Source organism: Pseudomonas sp. 30_B (assembly GCF_017491605.1).
Lineage (GTDB): Bacteria > Pseudomonadota > Gammaproteobacteria > Pseudomonadales > Pseudomonadaceae > Pseudomonas.
In genome coordinates, this window is record NZ_JAFGYY010000002.1 from 148340 (window position 1) to 170082 (window position 21743).

The following is a 21743-nucleotide window of genomic DNA, read 5'->3' on the forward strand; positions in this document are numbered from 1 at the left end:
AGGAATCGCCAAAAAACAGGCGATTCTGGTGTGCCCGTTCCACAGGCAGCGTTTTCTCAGCAAAAAGTGTGCTCGCCAAGGCGAAAGTCCTGTCGAAATTGCGCCGTCTGTTATCCGAAAGGCTTTGATTCAACAGGCTTTTTGACAGGCCGGGAGGGGTTCGGCAGAGTACGCGCCTTTTGCCCGCCGCAAGACCTGCGGGCCCGGTTGTGAAGGAGAGATGAGATGAATGCGGTGCTGATCGCCGTTGGCTTGATGCTGGTGCTGAGCCTGTGTCGCGTGCATGTGGTGGTGGCGCTGATCGCCGGTGCCGTGACGGGCGGGCTGCTCGGCGGCCTGGGCATGGAGGGCACGCTCAAGGCGTTCAATGCCGGCCTGGGCGGCGGCGCGACGGTGGCGCTGTCCTACGCGATGCTGGGTGCCTTTGCCGTGGCCATCGCGCGCTCCGGCATGGCCCATGCGCTGGCCGACCGTGCACTGGCGATGCTCGGACGGCACCAGGACGAAGCGCCGGCCGGCTTCAAATGGCTGCTGATCGGGCTTCTGCTGCTGGTGGCGATCGCTTCGCAGAACCTCCTGCCGATCCATATCGCCTTCATCCCGCTGCTGGTGCCGCCGCTGCTCTACGTACTGACCCGGCTGCAGATCGACCGCCGGCTGATCGCCTGCGTGATCACCTTCGGCCTGATCACGCCCTACATGTTCCTGCCGGTAGGCTTCGGCAACATCTTCCTCAATGAAATCCTGCTGGCCAACGTCGCGCGCAGTGGCGTGGATGTCAGCGGTGTGGACGTCAGCCGGGCCATGCTGATCCCGGCGCTGGGCATGGTCTGCGGCCTGCTGATCGCGGTGCTGTTCAGCTACCGGCGCAAGCGCAGCTATGACCTGGAGCGCATCGAGCAGGCCGAGCAGGTGAGCACGCCCTACAGCCCGATGAGCCTGGCGGTGGCAGGGGTGGCGGTGGTGGCAGCATTCGTCGTGCAGCTGTGGCTGGACTCCATGATCCTCGGCGCGCTGGTGGGCTTCCTGGTGTTTTCCCTGTCTGGCGTGGTGCGCTGGAAGGAGGCCGACGACCTGTTCACCGAAGGCATGAAGATGATGGCGATGATCGGCTTCATCATGATCGCTGCCGCCGGTTTCGCCGAGGTGATGAAGGCGACCGGGCAGGTTGCCACCCTGGTCGAAGCGGCGGCCGCCTGGATCGGCCACAGCAAGGCCTGGGGCGCATTCCTCATGTTGCTGGTGGGGTTGCTGGTGACCATGGGCATCGGCTCGTCCTTCTCCACCGTGCCGATCATCGCGGCCATCTTCGTCCCGTTGGCCGTGCAACTGGGCTTCGGCCCGCTGGCCATCGTCAGTATCGTCGGCACCGCCGGCGCGCTGGGGGATGCGGGTTCGCCGGCGTCGGACTCCACCCTGGGTCCGACCTCGGGTCTCAACGTGGACGGCCAGCACAACCATATCTGGGACACCGTAGTGCCGACCTTCCTGCACTACAACCTGCCGCTGCTGGCCTTCGGCTGGGCGGCGGCGATGGTGCTGTAAGGCGGCATTCGCACCGCAAAAGTTGCACTCGGCAGGCCGACTGCTGACTAATGGGCAGGTTTCCCCCTTCTTCCGGACCTGCTCATGTTCGAATCGAAACTGGAATACCGGACGTTCCTGCTCCTCCTGGCGGTGGTCACCATCGCCTTTGCCTGGTTGCTGTTGCCGTTCTACGGCGCGGTGTTCTGGGGCACCATCCTGGCGATCATCTTCGCTCCGCTACAGCGCCGCCTGCGCGTGCGCCTGAATGGGCGCAACAACCTGGCGGCACTGATCTCGCTGACGATCTGCCTGCTGATCGTGATCCTGCCGATGATCTTCATTGCCGGAGCGCTGGTGCAGGAGGGGACGACGGTCTACCAGCAGCTCAAGTCGGGCGATCTCAATTTCGCCGCGTACTTCAAGGCAGTGATGGATGCGTTGCCGCGCTGGGCCTACCACTGGCTGGAGCGTTTCGACCTGACCGATCTCTCCGGCCTGCAGGAGAAACTGTCCAAGGGCGCCATGCAGGTCAGCCAACTGGTGGCGACCAAGGCTTTCAGCATCGGCCAGAACACCTTCGACTTCGTCATCAGCTTCGGCATCATGCTCTACCTGCTGTTCTTCCTCCTGCGCGACGGCCCGGCCCTGGGGCGTCGCATCAAGCAGGCGGTGCCGCTGAGCGTCGATCACAAGCAGCACCTGTTCACCAAGTTCACCACGGTGATCCGCGCCACGGTGAAGGGCAACATCGCCGTGGCCGCGACCCAGGGCGCGCTGGGTGGGCTGATCTTCTGGTTCCTCGGCATCCAGGGCTCGCTGCTCTGGGGCACCCTGATGGCGTTTCTCTCGCTGCTGCCGGCCATTGGTGCGGGGCTGATCTGGGTGCCGGTGGCCGCCTACTTCCTGCTCACCGGGGCCATCTGGCAGGGCGTGGTGCTGACGCTGTTCTGCGTGCTGGTGATCGGCCTGGTGGACAACATCCTGCGCCCGATCCTGGTCGGCAAGGACACCAAGATGCCGGACTACGTGGTGTTGATTTCCACCCTTGGCGGCATGTCGCTGTTCGGGCTGAACGGCTTCGTCATCGGCCCGCTGATCGCCGCGTTGTTCATCGCCTCGTGGGACCTGTTCACCGGGCGTGAAGGCGAAACGCACACGCCAGCGGGGTAGGGAAGGGACCTTGTAGGAGCGAGCTTGCTCGCGAACCCGGCTCCGCAGCGGAGTGTGTTCGCGAGCAAGCTCGCTCCTACGAAAAGCCAGAGCAGCTCACCGCCGAAGAATTCCGCCCAATAAAAAACCCCGCCGAAGCGGGGTTTTTCATGCCTGTCGATCTCAGCCGGCGATGGCCAGACCCGTGTGCTGCAGGATGTCCAGCAGCGGCTGCGGGTACACGCCGAGGAAGAAGGCGAGCAGGGCTATGGCCACCAGCATCATGCCGCCAGCGCGCTGGGCCCAGTCCAGGGGCGCGTCGTGGCGCTTCATGTTCGGCTCGACCAGGAACATGGTCACCATGACGCGCAGGTAGTAGAACAGGCCGATGGCACTGCCCAGTACCAGAGCGCCGACCAGCCACCACAGGTGGGCTTCGACGCCAGTGGCGACCACGTAGAACTTGCCGATGAAGCCAGCGGTCAGCGGGATGCCGGCCAGGGACAGCATCATCACGGTCATCACCGCGGTCAGCACCGGACGGCGCCAGAACAGGCCGCGGTACTCGAACAGCGCGTCGGCGTCGCGGCCGCTGTACGGAGTGGACATCAGGGTGACCACGCCGAAGGCGCCGAGGGTGGTGACTACGTAGGTGGTCAGGTAGACGCCGACGGTTTCCACGGCCAGGCCCTTGCTCGCCACCAGCGCGATCAGCAGGTAGCCGAAGTGCGCGATGGAGGAGTAGCCGAGCAGACGCTTGATGTTGCTCTGGGTCAGCGCCAGCAGGTTGCCGATCAGGATCGAGGCGATGGCGATGACCGCGATGGCGTCATGCAGCAGACCGTTGTTCAGGGCCGCCGGAGCGATCTGGAACAGGCGCAGCAACACGGCGAACACGGCGACCTTGCTGGCGGTGGCGAGGAACGCGGCCACCGGGGCCGGGGCGCCTTCGTAGACGTCCGGGGTCCACAGGTGGAAGGGTGCCAGCGACAGCTTGAAGCCCAGGCCGACGACCATCATGCCGACGCCGATGGACAGCAGAGGACCATGGCTGGTGCCTTCGGCCAGGGACGCGCCGATGGCGGAGAAGCCCAGGCTGCCGGATTCGGCGTAGAGCAGGGCCATGCCGAACAGCAGGAAGGCCGAACCCGCGGCGGACAGTACGGTGTACTTGATGCCCGCTTCCAGGGTGCGCTTGTTGAAGAAGGCGTAGGCCACCATGCCGTAGACCGGTACCGACAGCAGTTCCAGGCCGATGAACAGGCCGGCCAGGTTCTGCGCGCTGACCAGCACCAGGCCGCCGGCGGTGGCCAGCAGCAGGAGCAGGTAGAGCTCTTCGCGGTTGCCCGGGTAGCTCTCCATGTAGGCATGGGCGAGCGTGGTGCAGGCCAGGGCGCCGATCAGGATCAGGGCCATGTAGAAGCAGGCGAAGTTGTCCACCAGCATCAGCGGGGTGACTTCGATCGGGGTGACTTTCAGCACCGGGAAGATCGACAGCAACGCCAGGTTCAGACCGATTACCGAGAGGGTGGCGGTCAACGAGTGGTTACGCTTCCAGGCTACCGCGAGCATCACCACCACCAGGGTGGCGCTGGTGATGAGCAGTGGCAGGAGCGCGATGAAGTGTTGGATCGTGAAGGTCATGTCGCGCTTACCGTGCTGCCAGGGTGGAGAGGGCGGAGCCCAGCCATTGCTGGACGCCGTGCATGGTTGCCGCGGAGGTGTCGAGGACCGGCTGCGGGTAGACACCGAGCAGGACCAGCAGCACCGCCAGGCCGAGCACCATGAGCAGTTCGCGGGCGTTCAGGCCGGCGATGGCGGTGTCGGACTTGGACGGGCCGAAGTACGCGCGGTGAATCATGATCAGCGAGTAGACCGAGCCGAACACCAGGCCGAAGGTGGCGATCACGGTGATCACCGGAACGACCTTGAAGCTGCCCAGCAGGATCAGGAATTCGCCGACGAAGTTACCGGTGCCCGGCAGACCCAGCGAGGCGGTGGCGAAGAACAGCGCCACGGCCGGCAGGTACGGAATGCGCGACCACAGGCCACCCATCTTGCGCATGTCACGGGTGTGCAGGCGCTCGTACAGCTGGCCGCACAGGATGAAGAGCGCGGCGGCGGAGAGGCCGTGGGCGATCATCTGGATCACCACGCCCTGCAGCGCCTGCGGGCTGCCGGAGTAGATGCCGATGATGACGAAGCCCATGTGCGACACGGAGGAGTAGGCGACCAGGCGCTTGATGTCGGTCTGGGCGAACGACAGGAAGGCGCCGTAGAAGATGCCGATCAGACCGAGGGTCATGGCAACCGGAGCGAACTCCGCGGAAGCGTTGGGGAACAGCGGCAGGCCGAAGCGGATCAGGCCGTAGGCGGCGGTCTTCAGCAGGATGCCTGCCAGGTCCACGGAACCGGCGGTCGGCGCCTGGGCGTGGGCGTCCGGCAGCCAGGAGTGCACCGGTACCACCGGCATCTTCACCGCGAAGGCGACGAAGAAGCCGAGCATCAGCAGCCACTCGGTGTGCGGCGGCATCTGGGTCTTCAGCAGGTCGGCGTAGTTGAAGGTCAGTACGCCGGTGCTGTTGTAGTGCACGAACACCAGGCCCAGGATCGCCACCAGCATCACCAGGCCGCTGGCCTGGGTGAAGATGAAGAATTTGGTGGCGGCGTAGATGCGGGTCTTCTTGCCGTCGTCCGAGCTATGACCCCAGAGCGCGATGAGGAAGTACATCGGCACCAGCATCATTTCCCAGAAGAAGAAGAACAGGAACAGGTCGACGGCGAGGAACACGCCGATCACGCCGCCCAGGATCCACAGCAGGTTCAGGTGGAAGAAGCCGATGCGGCGCTGGATCTCGTTCCAGGAGCAGAGCACGGAGAGCACGCCGAGCAGACCGGTCAGGGCGACCATCAGCAGGGACAGGCCGTCCATCGCCAGGTGCACGCTGATACCGAAGCGCTCGATCCAGGCCAGCTTGAACTCGAGGGTCCATTGCGGCTCGCCGCCCGGCGCGGGCGCCAGCTGGAAGTCACCGGTGTGCCACACCCACAGGCTGAGGGCGAGGGTCAGGGTCATCGACCCCAGCGCGACCCAGCGGGGCAGGGTCTTGCTGGTGTACTCGGCGATCCAGCAAAGGAAGCCGCCGATGAAGGGGATCAGGATTAGCCAGGGCAGAATCATGTCGGGCTCAATCTCATTCGTGAAGTTTTAAGCCAGCAGCAGCGCGCCGAGGAGCAGCGCGGCGCCGCCCACCAGGGAAGCGGCGTACCAACGCAGGCGGCCGTTCTCGGTGAGGCTGAGGAGTTTGTGACCACCGCGGGCGGTGAGCGGAACCAGGACAAGCGACTTGTCGATCGGGTCCGCAGCCAGCAGGCGGCAGATCAGCAGGTAGGGTTTCACGAACAGCTTGTCGTACACCCAGTCGAAGCCCCAGGCATGGAACCACCAGGTGCCGAAGAAGCGGCCCGGCGCGCTCTGGGCGACGGCACTGACGAAGCGGCGCTTGCCGAGGAACAGCAGGCCCGCCAGCAGGATACCGGCGATGGCGATGGCGCCCGAGGCGATTTCCAGGCTGTGCTTGGCTTCGCCGCCGGCGTGACCGGCGCTTTCCGGCAGGACGCCGGCCAGCGGCGGGGTGATCATCGCGCCGATGAAGGTGGACAGCACGATCAGGACGCCCAGCGGCAGCCAGTGGCTGATGCCATGGCCGGCGTGCGCTTCGGTCTTCGCTTCGCCGTGGAAGGCGATGAAGATCAGGCGGAAGGTGTACAGCGAGGTCATGAACGCGCCGACGAGCCCTGCGATCAGCAGGTTCTGGTGACCACTGGCGAAGGCTTCCCAGAGGATCTCGTCCTTGGAGTAGAAGCCGGCGGTCAGGAAGGGGAGGGCGGCCAGGGCCGCACCACCGACCACGAAGCTCGCATAGGCCAGCGGCAGCTTCTTCCACAGACCACCCATCTTGAAGATGTTCTGCTCATGGTGGCAGGCGACGATCACCGCACCGGAAGCAAGGAACAGCAGGGCCTTGAAGAAGGCGTGGGTCATCAGGTGGAAGATCGCGCCACCCCAGGCGCCCACGCCCAGGGCCAGGAACATGTAGCCGATCTGGCTCATGGTCGAGTAGGCGAGGATGCGCTTGATGTCGGTCTGCACCAGGGCGGCGAAGCCGGCCAGCACCAGGGTCACGGCGCCGACGATGCCGACCAGCTCCAGGACGTTCGGAGCCAGCTCGAACAGGCCGTGGCAGCGGGCGATCAGGTAGACGCCCGCGGTCACCATGGTGGCGGCGTGGATCAGCGCGGAGACCGGGGTCGGGCCGGCCATCGCGTCGGCCAACCAGGTCTGCAGCGGCAGCTGCGCGGACTTGCCGACGGCGCCGCCGAGCAGCATCAGGGCCGCCAGGTTGACCCACAGGTCGCCCTTGGCGAAGTGCTGCGGAGCCAGGACCAGCAGCTCCTGGATGTTCAGCGTGCCCAGGTGCTGGAACAGGATGAACATGCCGATGGCGAAGAACACGTCACCCACGCGGGTCACGATGAACGCCTTCAGCGCCGCATTGCCGTTGGGCACGTGGCTGAAGTAGAAGCCGATCAGCAGGTAGGAGCACAGGCCCACGCCTTCCCAGCCGAAGTACACGAACAGCAGGTTATCGCCGAGCACCAGGAACAGCATGCTGGCGATGAACAGGTTGGTGTAGGCGAAGAAGCGCGAGTAGCCGGCTTCACCGCGCATGTACCAGGAGGCGAACAGGTGGATCAGGAAGCCGACGCCGGTGACCACGCCGAGCATGGTGACCGACAGGCCGTCCAGGTAGAGGGTGAAGTTGGTCTTGAAGTCACCAACGTTCATCCACTGCCACAGCACCAGGCTGTAGGCGCCACCTTCGGGCGGGTTGCTGTGGAAGCTCCAGATCGCCCAGAAGGCGGAGAGGGCCGCGAGGCCCACGGAGCCGACACCCACCAGTGCCGAGAAGTTTTCCGACCACTTGCCGCGGGAGAAAGACAGCAGCAGGAAGCCGACCAGGGGGAACAGGAATGTAAGGGGCAGCAGGTTCATCCGCGCATCTCGCTGGCAGCGTCGATATCGAGGGTATGGAAGCGGCGATACAGCTGGAGCAGGATCGCCAGGCCGATGCTCGCCTCGGCCGCGGCCAGGCTGAGCACCAGGATGAACATCACCTGTCCGTCGGGCTGGGCCCAGCGGCTACCGGCGACCACGAAGGCCAGCGCGGCGGCGTTCATCATCACTTCCAGGCTCATCAGTACGAACAGGATGTTGCGTCGTACCATCAGGCCCACCAGGCCGAAGCAGAACAGCACACCGGCGAGCGCCAGTCCGTGTTCGAGAGGGATTGCATTCATGGTGTTATTCCTTCGCTTCGTGGCGGCCGAGGTGGTAGGCGGCGACCAGTGCCGCCAGCAGCAGCATCGAGGCCAGTTCGACGACCAGCAGGTACGGGCCGAACAGGCTGATGCCCACGGCCTTGGCGTCCACGATGGTATGGCCGATGCCGGCACCGCTGGGGGTGCGCGACAACATCCACAGCAGCTCGACCATCAGCACCAGGGACAGCGCGCCGGGGCCGATCCAGACGCCGGGCTTGAGCCACTTGCGTTCCTGTTCGGCGATGGCCGGGCCGAGGTTGAGCATCATCACCACGAAGACGAACAGCACCATGATCGCGCCGGCGTAGACGATGATCTCCAGGGCACCGGCGAACGGGGCGCCGAGGCTGAAGAAGGTCATCGATACGGCGAGCAGCGAAACGATGAGATAGAGCAGGGCATGCACCGGATTGCTGTTGGTGATGACCCGCAGGGTTGCCAGCACGGCGACGCCGGCGGCGAAGTAGAAAGCGAATTCCACGCGACGTCTCCTTACGGCAGCAGGCTCTTGACGTTGATCGGTTCGGCTTCGTTCTGCGCGGCGCCTTTCGGCTTGCCGGCAATCGCCATGCCGGCAACGCGGTAGAAGTTGTAGTCCGGGTTCTTGCCGGGGCCGGAGATCAGCAGGTCTTCCTTCTCGTAGACCAGGTCCTGGCGCTTGAACTCGCCCATCTCGAAATCCGGGGTCAGCTGGATCGCGGTGGTCGGGCAGGCTTCTTCGCACAGGCCGCAGAAGATGCAGCGGGAGAAGTTGATGCGGAAGAACTCGGGGTACCAGCGACCGTCGTCGGTCTCGGCCTTCTGCAGGGAGATGCAGCCGACCGGGCAGGCCACGGCGCACAGGTTGCACGCAACGCAGCGCTCCTCGCCATCGGGGTCGCGGGTGAGCACGATGCGGCCGCGGTAGCGCGGCGGCAGGTACACGGGCTCTTCCGGGTATTGCAGGGTGTCACGCTTGCGGAAGGCGTGACCGAAGATCATCACCAGGCTGCGCAACTGGGTGTAGGTGCCGTGCACCACGTCGAAAATGTACTTGATCATGGTCGTACTCCTTACTGGCTGGCCAGCACGACAGCGCCGGTCACCAGCAGGTTGATCAGGGTCAGCGGGAGGCAGAACTTCCAGCTGAAGGCCATCACCTGGTCATAGCGCGGGCGTGGGATGGAGGCCCGCAGCAGAATGAACATCATGATGAAGAAGCCGGTTTTCAGGGCGAACCAGATGAACGGGATCTGCGGCAGGATGCCGAAGGGGCCGTGCCAGCCGCCGAAGAACAGGGTCGCCAGCAGCGCGGACACCAGCACGATGCCGATGTACTCGCCAACGAAGAACATGCCCCATTTCATGCCGGCGTACTCGATGTGGTAACCGTCGGCCAGTTCCTGCTCGGCTTCGGGCTGGTCGAACGGGTGACGGTGAGTCACGGCGACGCCGGCGACGAAGAAGGTCATGAAACCGAAGAACTGCGGGATGATGAACCACATGTGCTCGGCCTGGTAATCGACGATGTCGCGCAGGCTGAACGAACCGACCTGAGCCACGATGCCCATCAGCGACAGGGCCAGGAACACCTCGTAGGAGATGGTCTGGGCCGAGGCGCGCAGGCTGCCGAGGAGGGCGAACTTGTTGTTGCTCGACCAGCCGGCGAACAGCACCGCATAGACGGTCAGGCCAGCCATGGCGAAGAAGAACAGGATGCCGATGTTCAGGTCCGCCACGCCCCAGGTCGGGGTGATCGGGATGACGACGAAGGCCACCAGCAGCGCGCCCATGGCAATCATGGGGGCGAGGGTGAAGATCATCTTGTCGGCGAACGGCGGGGTCCAGTCTTCCTTGAAGAACATCTTCAGCATGTCGGCGCCGAGCTGGAAGGCCCCGAAGGGGCCGACCCGGTTCGGACCGTAGCGGTCCTGCCAGAGGCCGAGCAGGCGACGCTCGACCCAGCTGAGCAGCGCGCCGCAGACGACCACGGCGAGCAGGATGACGATGGCCTTGATGACCTCGATCAGGATGTCGACGATGGCGGGTGTCAGCCAGCTCATTGCGCAGCCTCCTGCAGACCTTCAGCGACGGCGCCGATGACACCGGCGGGGATGCCTTGCAGACCGATCGGCAGGGCGACCAGGCCGGCGCCGAGCTCTTCGCTCACGCGCAGCGGCAGGCGCAGCTCCTGGCCCTTGACGGTCAGGCGGATGATCGCGCCTTCGTTGACGCCCAGACGGTCAGCCTCGGACTTGGCCAGGGCGACGTAGGTCTGCGGGATGCGCTCCTGCACCGGGGCGGCCTTGGCGGAGTTCTCCTCGCTGCCGAACAGGTGATAGAAGGGCACCACCTTGAACTGACTGGCGGCGGTGTGGAACGGCGCGGGAATCTCGCTGAACCACAGGGCCTGGCCCTTGGCCTCGATCAGGCGCACGCCCGGATCGCCGGCGCGCAGATGACCACCGACTTCGTCCTGGAACTTGTTCCAGGCCTGCGGCGAGTTCCAGCCCGGGGACCAGGCGAACGGAATCTGCTGACGCGGTTCGGCGCTGCCGGCGTAGCCTTCCATGGAGAAGGCGAACGCGGAGTCGATGTCCTGCGGCTGACGCGGCTCGCTGACATTGATGTTGGCGCGCATGGCGGTACGGCCGGAGTAGCGGTGCGGCTCGCGCGCCAGCTTCAGGCCCTTGATGCGGAACGCGGCGTTCGGCGCAGCGTCGCGGATGCCAGCCAGTTGCGGCTTGTCAGCGACGACAGCGTCGATCACGTGGTCCAGCTGGGTCCAGTCGACACGCTTGCCTTCGAGGGTGCTGTGCAGCGCATGCAGCCAGCGCCAGCCTTCGCGGACCAGGTTGTCGGCGTTGTAGTAGGTCGGATCGAAGACCTGGAAGAAGCGCTGGGCGCGGCCTTCCTGGCTGACCAGGGTGCCATCGCCTTCGGCGAAGCTGGCGGCCGGCAACAACACGGTGGCCTTGGCGGTGGTGGCGGTCTGCTGGTGATCGGCGACCACGACGATCTTCGCGGCGGCCAGGGCGGCATCGACAGCGGCAGCGTCGGCGCGGCGGTACAGGTCGTTCTCCAGGATCACCACGGCATCGGCGGCGCCGGAGGTCAGTTGCTCCAGCGCTTTCTCGACGGATTCACCGCCGAAGAGGGCCAGGCCCAGGCTGTTGGCTTCCGGAACCACCAGGCTCAGGGAGCCGTTCTTCTCGCGGTTCTTCAGCGCGCTGGCAATGTTGGCCGCGGCTTCGATCAGGGCGTTGCTGCCCAGCGAGGTGCCGGAGATGACCAGCGGACGCTTGGCGGCCACCAGGGCATCGGCGATGCGCTGGGCCAGGGCGGCGGCTTCGGCGTCGAGGCCGGCCACGGCCGGGGCGCTCGGGTCGATGGCGTGGGCCACGGCGAAGCCCAGGCGCGCCAGGTCTTCGGTAGCGGCGTGCACGCACTCGGCGGCAACGTCGTCCAGGCGGGTTTCATCCAGGCTGGCGATGAACAGCGGGTTCATTTCGTGCTGGGCGATGGTCTTCACCGCGGCGTCGAGCCACGGCTGGATCTTCATCGCGGCGGCCATGTCCTCGCCCTTGCCCTTCACCGACTGGCGCAGGGCCAGGGCGATACGGGCAGCGGTCTGGGTCAGGTCTTCGCCGAGCACGAATACCGCGTCGTGGTCTTCGATGTCACGGATAGTCGGCACCGGCAGCGGGCCGTCCTGCATGACTTTCAGGACCAGCTGCAGGCGCTGCAATTCGTCAGCGGAGATGCCGCTGTAGAAGTTCTGCGCGCCGACCAGTGCGGACAGGGCGTAGTTGCTTTCCAGGCTGGCGCGCGGCGAGCCGATACCGATGACCTTGCGACCCTTCAGCAGGGCAGCGGTCTGGTCCAGGGCGCCATCCAGCGAGAGCTTCTGCTTGCTCAGCATCAGCTGCGGCTGGCGCGGGCGGTCTTCGCGGTTGACGTAGCCGTAGCCGAAGCGGCCGCGGTCGCACAGGAAGTAGTGGTTCACCGAGCCGTTGTAGCGGTTCTCGATGCGGCGGATTTCACCGTAGCGCTCGCCGGGGCTGATATTGCAGCCGCTGGAGCAGCCCTGGCAGATGCTCGGGGCGAACTGCATGTCCCACTTGCGGTTGTAGCGCTCGGAGTGGGTCTTGTCGGTGAACACGCCGGTCGGGCAGACCTCGGTCAGGTTGCCGGAGAATTCGCTCTCCAGCACGCCGTCCTCGATGCGGCCGAAATAGACGTTGTCGTGCGCGCCATACACGCCCAGGTCGGTGCCGCCGGCGTAGTCCTTGTAGTAACGGACGCAGCGGTAGCAGGCGATGCAGCGGTTCATCTCGTGGGCGATGAACGGGCCGAGCTCCTGGTTCTGGTGGGTGCGCTTGGTGAAGCGGTACCGGCGCTGGTTGTGGCCGGTCATCACCGTCATGTCCTGCAGGTGGCAGTGACCGCCTTCCTCGCAGACCGGGCAGTCGTGCGGGTGGTTGGTCATCAGCCATTCGACGACGCTGGCGCGGAACTGCTTGGCCTCTTCGTCTTCGATGGAAATCCAGGTGTTGTCGGTGGCGGGGGTCATGCAGGACATGACGAGACGACCGCGTTTGTCGTTCTCGTCGGTGTACTGCTTGACCGCGCACTGGCGGCATGCGCCGACGCTACCGAGCGCCGGGTGCCAGCAGAAGTAGGGGATGTCGAGACCGAGGGAGAGACAGGCCTGCAACAGGTTGTCCGCTCCATCGACTTCTAACGTCTTGCCGTCTACGTGAATCGTGGCCATGGGTCTAAGTCTTCGTTGGCCCGTTGTCAGCGGGCGTGGCTAATAGAAATCACGGTTTCATCGGGCCGTCGGCATGCCGCGGCACTGCAACGAAACAACGCCGGGCGCGTGCGCCCGGCGAACAAAGCATCAAGCGCCGACGGTCTGCGGTGCTTGTACGGCCTGAGCCTGGCGGGAAATGCCCGCTTCGAACTCGGGACGGAAATACTTCAGTGCGCTGCCCAGCGGCTCGACGGCGCCCGGTGCGTGGGCACAGAAGGTCTTGCCTGGGCCGAGGAAGTTGACGAGCTGCTCGAGGGTTTCCAGGTCGCCCTGGGCACCTTCGCCTTTCTCCAGTGCGCGCAGGACCTTCACGCTCCACGGCAGGCCATCGCGGCACGGCGTGCACCAGCCGCAGGATTCGCGGGCGAAGAACTCTTCCATGTTGCGCAGCAGGGAAACCATGTTGACGCTGTCGTCCACCGCCATGGCCAGACCGGTACCCATACGGGTGCCGACCTTGGCGACGCCGCCGGCGTAGAACAGGGCATCGAGGTGTTCCGGCAGGAGGAAGCCGGTACCGGCGCCGCCCGGCTGCCAGCACTTGAGCTTGTAGCCGTCGCGCATGCCGCCGGCGTAGTCCTCGAACAGTTCGCGGGCCGGCAGGCCGAAGGGCAGTTCCCAGATACCGGGGTTCTTCACCTTGCCGGAGAAGCCCATGAGCTTGGTGCCCATGTCCTCGCTGCCCGGACGGGCGAGGCCCTTGTACCAGTCGACGCCGTGCTCGACGATCGCCGGTACGTTGCACAGGGTCTCGACGTTGTTCACGCACGTAGGCTTGCCCCAGACGCCGACGGCGGCGGGGAAGGGCGGCTTGGAGCGCGGGTTGGCGCGGCGGCCTTCCAGCGAGTTGATCAGCGCGGTCTCTTCGCCACAGATGTAGCGGCCGGCGCCGGTGTGCACGAACAGCTCGAAATCGAAACCGCTGCCGAGGATGTTCTTGCCCAAGAGGCCGGCGGCCTTGGCTTCCTCGATGGCGCGATTCAGGTTGCGGGCGGCGTCGACGTACTCGCCGCGCAGGAAAATGTAGCCGCGGTAGGCCTTGAGGGCGCGCGCGGAGATCAGCATGCCTTCCACCAGCAGGTGCGGCAGCTGCTCCATGAGCATGCGGTCCTTCCAGGTATTGGGCTCCATCTCGTCCGCGTTGCACAGCAGGTAGCGGATGTTGAGGGATTCGTCCTTGGGCATCAGGCCCCACTTCACGCCGGTGGGGAAGCCCGCACCGCCGCGGCCCTTGAGGCCGGAGTCCTTGACGGTCTGGACGATGTCGTCGGCGGCCATCTGCGCCAGCGCCTTGCGCGCGGCGGCGTAGCCGTTCTTCGACTGGTACTCCTCCAGCCAGACCGGGGCGCCGTCGTCGCGCAGGCGCCAGGTCAGCGGATGGGTTTCGGCCGCGCGCGCGGTGCGGTTGGGCGTGCCGTAGGAGGTGAGGCGACTCATGCGTAGGCCTCCAGCAGTTTGGCGACGCCGTCGGGACGCAGGTCGCCGAAGGTGTCGTCGTCGATCATCATCGCCGGGGCCTTGTCGCAGTTGCCCAGGCAACAAACCGGCAGCAGGGTGAAGCGGCCGTCGGCGGTGGTCTGGCCGAGGCCGATGCCCAGCTGCTTCTGGATCTCGCCAACCACGGACTCGTGGCCGCCGATGTAGCAGACCATGCTGTCGCAGACGCGGATGATGTGGCGGCCGACCGGCTGGCGGAAGATCTGGCTATAGAAGGTAGCAACACCTTCGACGTCGCTGTCCGGAATGCCGAGGATGTCGGCGATGGCCGGAATGGCGCCGTCCGGCACCCAGCCGCGCTGCTTCTGGACGATCTTCAGGGCTTCGATGGACGCCGCGCGGGAGTCCTCGTAGTGATGCATCTCGTGCTCGATGGCCGAGCGCTCGGTTTCGCTGAGTTCGAAACGATCAGTCTGGATAAGGGTACTCATGATCAGCGGTCCACGTCGGCCATAACGAAGTCGATACTGCCCAGATAGGCGATCAGGTCAGCGATCATGCTGCCGTTGATCACCGACGGAATCTGCTGCAGGTGCGCGAAGCTGGGCGTCCGGATACGGGTCCGGTAGCTCATGGTGCTGCCATCGCTCGTCAGGTAGTAGCTGTTGATGCCCTTGGTCGCTTCCACCATCTGGAAGGCTTCGTTGGCCGGCATGACCGGGCCCCAGGAAACCTGCAGGAAGTGGGTGATCAGGGTTTCGATGTGCTGCAGCGTGCGCTCTTTCGGCGGCGGCGTGGTCAGCGGGTGGTCGGCCTTGTACGGGCCTTCCGGCATGTTCTTCAGGCACTGCTCGATGATGCGCAGGCTCTGGCGCATTTCGCCCATCTTGACCATGCAGCGGTCGTAGGCGTCGCCGTTGTGGGCCAGCGGGACTTCGAACTCGAAGTTCTCGTAGCCGGAGTACGGACGCGCTTTACGCAGGTCGAAGTCGCAACCGGTGGCGCGCAGGCCGGCGCCGGTGGTGCCCCATTCCAGCGCTTCCTTGGTGTTGTACTGGGCAACGCCGATGGTACGGCCACGCAGGATGCTGTTCTTCAGGGCGGCGGTTTCATACTCGTCCAGGCGCTTGGGCATCCAGTCGAGGAATTCGCGGACCAGCTTGTCCCAGCCGCGCGGCAGGTCGTGGGCGACGCCGCCGATGCGGTACCAGGCCGGGTGCAGGCGGAAGCCGGTGATGGCTTCGACGACCTTGTAGGCGCGCTGGCGGTCGGTGAAGGTGAAGAACACCGGGGTCATTGCGCCCACGTCCTGGATGTAGGTACCCAGGTAGAGGAGGTGGTTCAGGATGCGGAAGAACTCCGACATCATGATGCGGATGACGTCGACGCGTTGCGGCACCTTGATGCCGGCGAGCTTCTCGACCGAGAGCACGTACGGCAGGTTGTTCATCACGCCGCCGAGGTAGTCGATGCGGTCGGTGTAGGGGATGAAGCTGTGCCAGGACTGGCGCTCGGCCATCTTCTCGGCGCCACGGTGGTGGTAGCCGATTTCCGGAACGCAATCGAGGATCTCTTCGCCGTCCAGCTGCAGGATGATGCGGAACGCACCGTGGGCGGACGGGTGGTTCGGGCCGAGGTTGAGGAACATGAAGTCCTCGTTCTCGCCGTGGCGCTTCATGCCCCAGTCTTCGGGCTTGAAGCGCAGGGCTTCCTGCTCGAGGTCCTGCTTGGCGGCGGACAGCGCGTAAGGGTCGAACTCGGTGGCGCGCGCCGGGTAGTCCTTGCGCAGCGGGTGGCCTTCCCAGGTCGGCGGCATCAGCATGCGGGTCAGGTGCGGGTGACCATTGAAGGTGATCCCGTACATGTCCCAGACCTCACGCTCGTACCAGTTGGCGTTCGGCCAGATACGGGTGGCGGTGGGCAGGTTGAGGTCGCCCTCGGACAAGGCCACCTTGATCATCACGTCACTATTACGCTCGAGCGACATCAGGTGGTAGAACACGCTGAAGTCGGCGCCCGGCAGGCCGCGACGGTGAGTGCGCAGGCGCTCGTCGACACCGTGCAGGTCATAGAGCATGACGTACGGCTTGGGCATATTGCGCAGGAAGGTGAGGACGTCGATCAGGCGCTCACGGGCAACCCAGAGCACCGGCATGCCGGTGCGGGTGGCCTGGACGGTGAAGGTCTCGGCGCCAAAGCGGGAATTCAGTTCGACGACGATGTCTTGGTCGTCTGCCTTGTAAGGCGGGATGTACAGAGCGGAGTCTGCATTCATAGTCTTTAAGTCACTCGGTCAACGGTGGAGTGAAAACGGGCCTCTCGTGGAGGGCCGGATCACACTTCGTCGGGGCTGCGCAGGTTGGTGACCGCAATGCGCTGTTCGCGCTTGAGATCCTTCTGGGCAGGCATGTCGGCGCGATAGACGCCTTGGTCGCCTACGACCCAGGACAACGGACGACGCTCCTGGCCGATGGATTCCTGCAGCAGCATCAGGCCTTGCAGGAACGCCTCCGGACGGGGCGGGCAGCCGGGGATGTACACGTCCACGGGGAGGAACTTGTCGACCCCCTGAACGACCGAGTAGATGTCGTACATGCCGCCGGAGTTGGCGCACGACCCCATCGAGATCACCCACTTGGGTTCCAGCATCTGCTCGTACAGGCGCTGGATGACCGGAGCCATCTTGATGAAGCAGGTGCCGGCGATGACCATGAAGTCGGCCTGACGCGGCGATGCACGGATCACTTCGGCGCCGAAACGGGCGATGTCGTGCGGCGCGGTGAACGCCGTGGTCATCTCCACGTAGCAGCAGGACAGGCCGAAGTTGTACGGCCACAGGGAGTTCTTGCGACCCCAGTTGACTGCACCGTTGAGAACATCCTCCAGCTTGCCCATGAAGATGTTCTTGTGGACCTGCCCTTCGATGAGCGGGTCTTCTACCGTTTCGCGCTGTCCGATCGGGTATTGATCATTGGGCGCATCCGGGTCGATCCGGGTAAGTTTGTATTGCATCGCCAAAGCCTCATTGTTTTAGCTTCGCCTGCCGTGCGCGACGTGCCGCCGGTGCCCAATCGAGCGCGCCGATACGCCACAGGTAGACAAGACCTGCCAACAGAATTGCTATGAAAATGGTTGCCTCGATCAGACCTGCCCAACCGCTTTCACGGACGGACACGGACCAGGCGAAGAGGAAGAGGGCTTCGACGTCGAAGATCACAAAGAGCATCGCGACCAGATAGAATTTTGCCGACAGGCGCAGGCGTGCGCTGCCGGTAGGAACGATCCCGGATTCGAAGGGTTCGTTCTTGCTGCGACCAAATGCCTTACTGCCAAGCAGGCTGGAAACCCCTAGCATGAAGCCGAGCAGGCCCAGCACTCCTAAAAGGAAGGCGGCGAGTCCCCAGTGTTGAGCTGCAAGTTCAGCTGGATTGGGCATGCCGATACTCCTTCCTACAAAAACGATTGTCTTGGGTTCCGGGCTGCAATGGCCCGACTGCGCGAACCCGACAACTCAAGGATAGTGAGCTAAGGGTTCAGGTCATCTTTCCAATTTTATGCCCAAAGCCTTCTGCAAGTAAATTTTTCCAACACAAACAGACGCTTCTAAAACGGGCAAAAGGCTTTTGCATTTCCGTGAGCCCTTTGCTCGTGCGGTCCTGGGCGCCTAGTGTGCCGGCACTTGGGCTTTGGTCGAATGGTACTTTGGAGGTATACGGCAGTAATAAATCGGAATTCCATAAATGATAAATATTATCATTTGCAGTGTCGTATATCCGTAACTTTACTACATATAAGCGGCGAGCCTTTTCTTTCGCCACTTCTGCGGCATTCAATTATCTCCGTGCGGTTTTGTCCGTCGCCCCTCATTTGGGGTGGATTCATTTCTTTTTTGTGACCCATACCCAGTGCATTTCGCAGCGAATCGGCTCGCCGCCGGCGGCGTCGATCACGGTTACCTGAATCACGGCTTCGCCCTTGTCCTCCTCAAGCATCGCGCGACGCTGGTCCGTCGTCAGCGTGGCAATGGCTCGCAGTCCGCCGCTGGCGCGGCGCAGGTAGTCGACCTTGAGGTGCTTGATCAGCGGCAGCTTGTGATCGGGCAGGTTCATGCCGACCATGCAGCCGCTGGCGGATTCGGCAAGCAGTGCCATGGCGGCCGCGTGCACGCCGCCGATGTGGTTGCGCACGCGGCGCCGGTTGGCAAGGCTCATCCGCACTTCATCGCAGGAGAGCTTCTGGATGCGTACGTTGGCAGTGCCGGCGAAGCGCACCTGAGAGCAGAACAGGCGACTCAGTAGTGGCTCGTGAAACTGGCGCGGCAGGCGCTGGATGAGGTGGGCAGCGAGGGCAAGGCGGTTGCGCGTGGGCATGGGCTTTCCAGTTCTTGTGAAAGGGGGCCCGAGGCTGGCATGTCGTCGCGGATATGCCCTTGGCGGGCGGGAGGAGGGCTGCTGGCAACTGGGCCAAGTGCAAAAAGCAGAACCCCGGCCGAAGCCGGGGTTCTGCGGTGCCTGCCGGCCCCGAGGGGCCGGTGAGCCAGTTCTTAGTGGAACTGGTTCATGGTGTTGTCTTTACCCGAGGCTTTCAGAGCGGCTTCGCCAGCGAAGTACTCTTTGTGGTTGTCGCCGATGTCCGAGCCAGCCATGTTCTGGTGCTTGACGCAGGCGATGCCCTGACGCAGTTCCTGACGCTGCACGCCCTTCACGTAGGCCAGCATGCCCTGGTCGGCGAAGTAGCCCTTGGCCAGGTTGTCGGTGGACAGCGCGGCGGTGTGGTAGGTCGGCAGGGTGATCAGGTGGTGGAAGATGCCGGCGTGGGCGGAGCCGTCACGCTGGAAGGTACGGATCTTCTCGTCAGCGATCTGAGCCAGTTCGGTCTCGTCATACTCGACGCTCATCAGCTTGGCGCGGTCGTAGGCGGAAACGTCCTTGCCTTCGGCGACGAACGCATCGAACACCTGCTGGCGGAAGTTCAGGGTCCAGTTGAACGACGGGCTGTTGTTGTACACCAGCTTGGCGTTCGGGATGACCTGACGGATGCGGTCAACCATGCCCTTGATCTGGCCAACGTGCGGCTTCTCGGTTTCGATCCACAGCAGGTCGGCGCCGTTCTGCAGCGAGGTGATGCAGTCGAGGACGCAACGGTCTTCACCGGTGCCCTTGCGGAACTGGAACAGGTTGGAAGCCAGGCGCTTGGGACGCAGCAGCTTGCCGCCGCGGTTGATCACCACGTCGCCGTTCTGCAGGTCGGAAGCGGAGATTTCTTCGCAATCCAGGAAAGCGTTGTACTGGTCGCCCAGGTCGCCCGGCTCGCGGGTCACGGCGATCTGCTTGGTCAGGCCGGCGCCCAGGGAGTCGGTACGAGCGACGATCACGCCGTCGTCGATGCCCAGCTCGAGGAACGCGTAGCGAACGGCGTTGATCTTGGCGAGGAAGTCTTCGTGCGGAACGGTCACTTTGCCGTCCTGGTGGCCGCACTGCTTCTCGTCGGAAACCTGGTTCTCGATCTGGATGCAGCAGGCACCGGCTTCGATCATCTTCTTGGCCAGCAGATAGGTCGCCTCGGCGTTACCGAAACCGGCGTCGATGTCGGCGATGATCGGTACCACGTGGGTTTCGAAGTTGTCGATCTGGGCCTGTACTTCGGCTTCCTTGGCCTTGTCGCCGGCAGCGCGGGCGGAGTCCAGGGCGGTGAACAGCAGGTCCAGTTCGCGGGCGTCAGCCTGGCGCAGGAAGGTGTAGAGCTCTTCGATCAGGCCGGCAACAGCGGTCTTCTCGTGCATCGACTGGTCCGGCAGCGGGCCGAAGTCGGAGCGCAGGGCGGCAACCATCCAGCCGGACAGGTAGAGGTAGCGCTTGTTGGTGGTCTTCAGGTGCTTCTTGATGGAGATCAGCTTCTGCTGACCAATGAAGCCGTGCCAGCAGCCCAGGGACTGGGTGTAGACGGAAGCGTCCGCATCGTACTCAGCCATGTCCTTGCGCATGATGGCTGCGGTGTACTTGGCGATTTCCAGACCGGTCTTGAAGCGGTTCTGGACGCGCATGCGGGCAGCGTACTCGGGGTTGATCGCGCTCCAGCTGTTGCCGTTCTTCTCTTTGAGCGCGGCGACTGCTTTGATCTCGTTCTGATATGCGGACATGGCCAATCCTTCAAAAGAATGTGTTTGGTTAAGCACCGACTACCCACATGAAACCGCACCTGAACGGTACTGACTGCGGGTTGCTCGCCGCGGGATGGCGAAGGGGCGACCGAAAGAAGGAGTGACGCTGGAGGAGTGGGGTGGCGCGGCGGTACAGACGGGTGACTGCAGCGGTGGCATCCAGAATCGCTTGCCGGCTCGTGGCAGCCGTTGGGCGATGGTGGACGGCTGAATCCGTCACGTCGTGCTGTTACTCAGGCTTGCTTCCCCGTCCCTCAGGACAACCTCTTGCCAGTCGCAACCTCGTCGATCCGCCTTGTGGGCTTAACAACACGAACCGGCGCGACAGGTACGTCGCTGGCGCGGTCCGGAGGGCTTTGAGGCCCTCTGGTTAGCGGGAGCGAGGCCATCATGCACGTTCAAACGAGCGTTCGTCAAACGTTTTGTAGTGTTTTTTTTGGACTACTACACGAAGGTCTAAGGGGGACTGGCAAGTCACCTACGGAAGGCTTAGTCGACGACGTCGACCTTCACTCGCAGGTTGCTGTCGTTGCGGCCCTGGGTGCTGTACTGGCGGGCGAAGCCGCTCTGGGTGCTCTGGTTGCTCTGGCTGACGCCGCCGACTTCGATCCACTGGCCGAGCGGGCCGCTGATGCTGGTCTCGGTCGAGCTGGTGTTCATCGAACCCTGATAGTTGCCGTTGAAGCGGTCGTTGCGGGTGCTCAGGGTGATGTGCACGAGGTTGCCGGTGAGGCTGGCGGTCACGTACATGCCCTGGTTGGCGTCGCGGTACTCGGTCTGGCTGTAGACCTGGCCGTAGGGGCCGATGCCGGCGTTGGTCACGGGCTGGCTCTGGCCGATCTGGATGAACGCCGGCGAGCCCTCGGTGGCGCGCACCTGCTGGGTGCCGCCGCCGCGGCTGTTGGTGGAGCGGTTGATGATGCGCACCTGGTCGCGGCCATTCACCTCGCCTCGGCCGGTCTGGATTTCCACGTTGCCGGCGCTGACCGAGCCGTTCACCGAGTAGCCGCTCTGGTCGCTCCGGCTGCCGTCGCTGGTGTCGACGCTGATCAGCAGCTGGTGGGGGCGGGTGTCCAGTTGGCTGAGAACGCCTTGCAGCTCGCGGATCTTCGTCAGCTCGGCATTGACGATCAGCTGGTTGCCATAGGCGGTGACCCGGCCTTCGTTGCCCACTACCGATTGCGCTACCGGCAGCATCTCTTCGGCGGTGCGGTAGTTGAGCGGGATGACCTCGGTGCGCGGATCGGCAATGGCAGCCAGGCTGATGCCGCAGGCGAGGAGCAGGGCGAG

Annotated in this window: 19 protein-coding genes; 2 read left to right on the forward strand and 17 right to left on the reverse strand. The window is 64.2% G+C overall.

Features of this window, described 5'->3' with window-relative positions:
• The first annotated feature begins 225 nt into the window (after positions 1–225).
• Together J5M67_RS02840 and J5M67_RS02845 are read left to right on the forward strand one after the other, a co-directional pair.
• Entirely contained in the window at positions 226–1545 is a 1320-nt protein-coding gene (locus J5M67_RS02840; RefSeq protein WP_207883106.1) for a Na+/H+ antiporter family protein, read from the forward strand.
• A gap of 84 nt (positions 1546–1629) precedes the next feature.
• Positions 1630–2697 (forward strand): AI-2E family transporter, encoded by a 1068-nt coding sequence (locus J5M67_RS02845; protein ID WP_207883108.1) that lies wholly within the window; start codon positions 1630–1632, stop codon positions 2695–2697.
• A gap of 162 nt (positions 2698–2859) precedes the next feature.
• On the opposite strand, the gene nuoN is transcribed toward J5M67_RS02845, so the two are convergent.
• The 17 genes from nuoN to J5M67_RS02930 form a co-directional block, all read right to left on the reverse strand.
• Positions 2860–4320: an NADH-quinone oxidoreductase subunit NuoN gene (gene nuoN / locus J5M67_RS02850; protein WP_207883110.1), complete on the reverse strand. Its 1461-nt coding sequence runs from the start codon at positions 4318–4320 to the stop codon at positions 2860–2862.
• A 7-nt stretch (positions 4321–4327) separates the two neighbouring features.
• Positions 4328–5857, reverse strand: a complete 1530-nt coding sequence (gene nuoM, locus J5M67_RS02855) for an NADH-quinone oxidoreductase subunit M (RefSeq protein ID WP_207883112.1) — start codon at positions 5855–5857, stop codon at positions 4328–4330.
• A 27-nt stretch (positions 5858–5884) separates the two neighbouring features.
• The gene (gene nuoL / locus J5M67_RS02860; protein ID WP_207883114.1) at positions 5885–7732 is read right to left on the reverse strand and encodes an NADH-quinone oxidoreductase subunit L; all 1848 of its coding nucleotides are present in this window, start codon (positions 7730–7732) and stop codon (positions 5885–5887) included.
• Positions 7729–8037 (reverse strand): NADH-quinone oxidoreductase subunit NuoK, encoded by a 309-nt coding sequence (gene nuoK, locus J5M67_RS02865; RefSeq protein WP_207883115.1) that lies wholly within the window; start codon positions 8035–8037, stop codon positions 7729–7731. Before nuoK ends, nuoL begins: the two co-directional genes overlap by 4 nt.
• Positions 8038–8041: 4 nt before the next feature.
• Complete coding sequence (gene nuoJ, locus J5M67_RS02870; RefSeq protein WP_207883116.1) at positions 8042–8542, reverse strand: NADH-quinone oxidoreductase subunit J; 501 nt, start codon at positions 8540–8542, stop codon at positions 8042–8044.
• A gap of 11 nt (positions 8543–8553) precedes the next feature.
• Positions 8554–9102 carry an NADH-quinone oxidoreductase subunit NuoI gene (gene nuoI, locus J5M67_RS02875; RefSeq protein ID WP_015477483.1) on the reverse strand — a complete coding sequence of 183 codons (549 nt, stop codon included), beginning with the start codon at positions 9100–9102 and terminating at the stop codon, positions 8554–8556.
• An 11-nt stretch (positions 9103–9113) separates the two neighbouring features.
• Positions 9114–10103, reverse strand: coding sequence for an NADH-quinone oxidoreductase subunit NuoH (nuoH, locus tag J5M67_RS02880; RefSeq protein ID WP_017517114.1), 990 nt, complete (start codon positions 10101–10103; stop codon positions 9114–9116).
• The gene (gene nuoG, locus J5M67_RS02885; RefSeq protein WP_207883117.1) at positions 10100–12814 is read right to left on the reverse strand and encodes an NADH-quinone oxidoreductase subunit NuoG; all 2715 of its coding nucleotides are present in this window, start codon (positions 12812–12814) and stop codon (positions 10100–10102) included. Before nuoG ends, nuoH begins: the two co-directional genes overlap by 4 nt.
• A gap of 129 nt (positions 12815–12943) precedes the next feature.
• Positions 12944–14293 (reverse strand): NADH-quinone oxidoreductase subunit NuoF, encoded by a 1350-nt coding sequence (gene nuoF, locus J5M67_RS02890; RefSeq protein WP_207883118.1) that lies wholly within the window; start codon positions 14291–14293, stop codon positions 12944–12946.
• The gene (gene nuoE, locus J5M67_RS02895) at positions 14290–14790 is read right to left on the reverse strand and encodes an NADH-quinone oxidoreductase subunit NuoE (protein WP_169887231.1); all 501 of its coding nucleotides are present in this window, start codon (positions 14788–14790) and stop codon (positions 14290–14292) included. The genes nuoF and nuoE overlap by 4 nt, the downstream gene beginning before the upstream one ends.
• On the reverse strand, positions 14787–16568 hold the full coding sequence (gene nuoC, locus J5M67_RS02900; protein WP_207883119.1) for an NADH-quinone oxidoreductase subunit C/D: 1782 nt from the start codon (positions 16566–16568) through the stop codon (positions 14787–14789). The genes nuoE and nuoC overlap by 4 nt, the downstream gene beginning before the upstream one ends.
• 59 nt (positions 16569–16627) lie before the next feature.
• Entirely contained in the window at positions 16628–17305 is a 678-nt protein-coding gene (locus J5M67_RS02905) for an NADH-quinone oxidoreductase subunit B family protein (RefSeq protein WP_017517109.1), read from the reverse strand.
• 10 nt (positions 17306–17315) lie between these two features.
• Complete coding sequence (ndhC, locus tag J5M67_RS02910) at positions 17316–17729, reverse strand: NADH-quinone oxidoreductase subunit A (RefSeq protein WP_015477476.1); 414 nt, start codon at positions 17727–17729, stop codon at positions 17316–17318.
• Positions 17730–17826: 97 nt separating this feature from the next.
• Complete coding sequence (locus tag J5M67_RS02915) at positions 17827–18126, reverse strand: hypothetical protein (RefSeq protein WP_207883120.1); 300 nt, start codon at positions 18124–18126, stop codon at positions 17827–17829.
• Between the two features lie 45 nt (positions 18127–18171).
• Positions 18172–18663 (reverse strand): DUF4442 domain-containing protein, encoded by a 492-nt coding sequence (locus J5M67_RS02920; RefSeq protein WP_207883121.1) that lies wholly within the window; start codon positions 18661–18663, stop codon positions 18172–18174.
• Between the two features lie 173 nt (positions 18664–18836).
• A complete protein-coding gene (locus tag J5M67_RS02925) occupies positions 18837–20432 on the reverse strand; it encodes an isocitrate lyase (protein ID WP_207883123.1) in 1596 nt (531 codons plus the stop codon).
• 510 nt (positions 20433–20942) lie between these two features.
• The gene (locus J5M67_RS02930) at positions 20943–21737 is read right to left on the reverse strand and encodes a secretin N-terminal domain-containing protein (RefSeq protein WP_243434466.1); all 795 of its coding nucleotides are present in this window, start codon (positions 21735–21737) and stop codon (positions 20943–20945) included.
• Positions 21738–21743 lie beyond the last annotated feature (6 nt).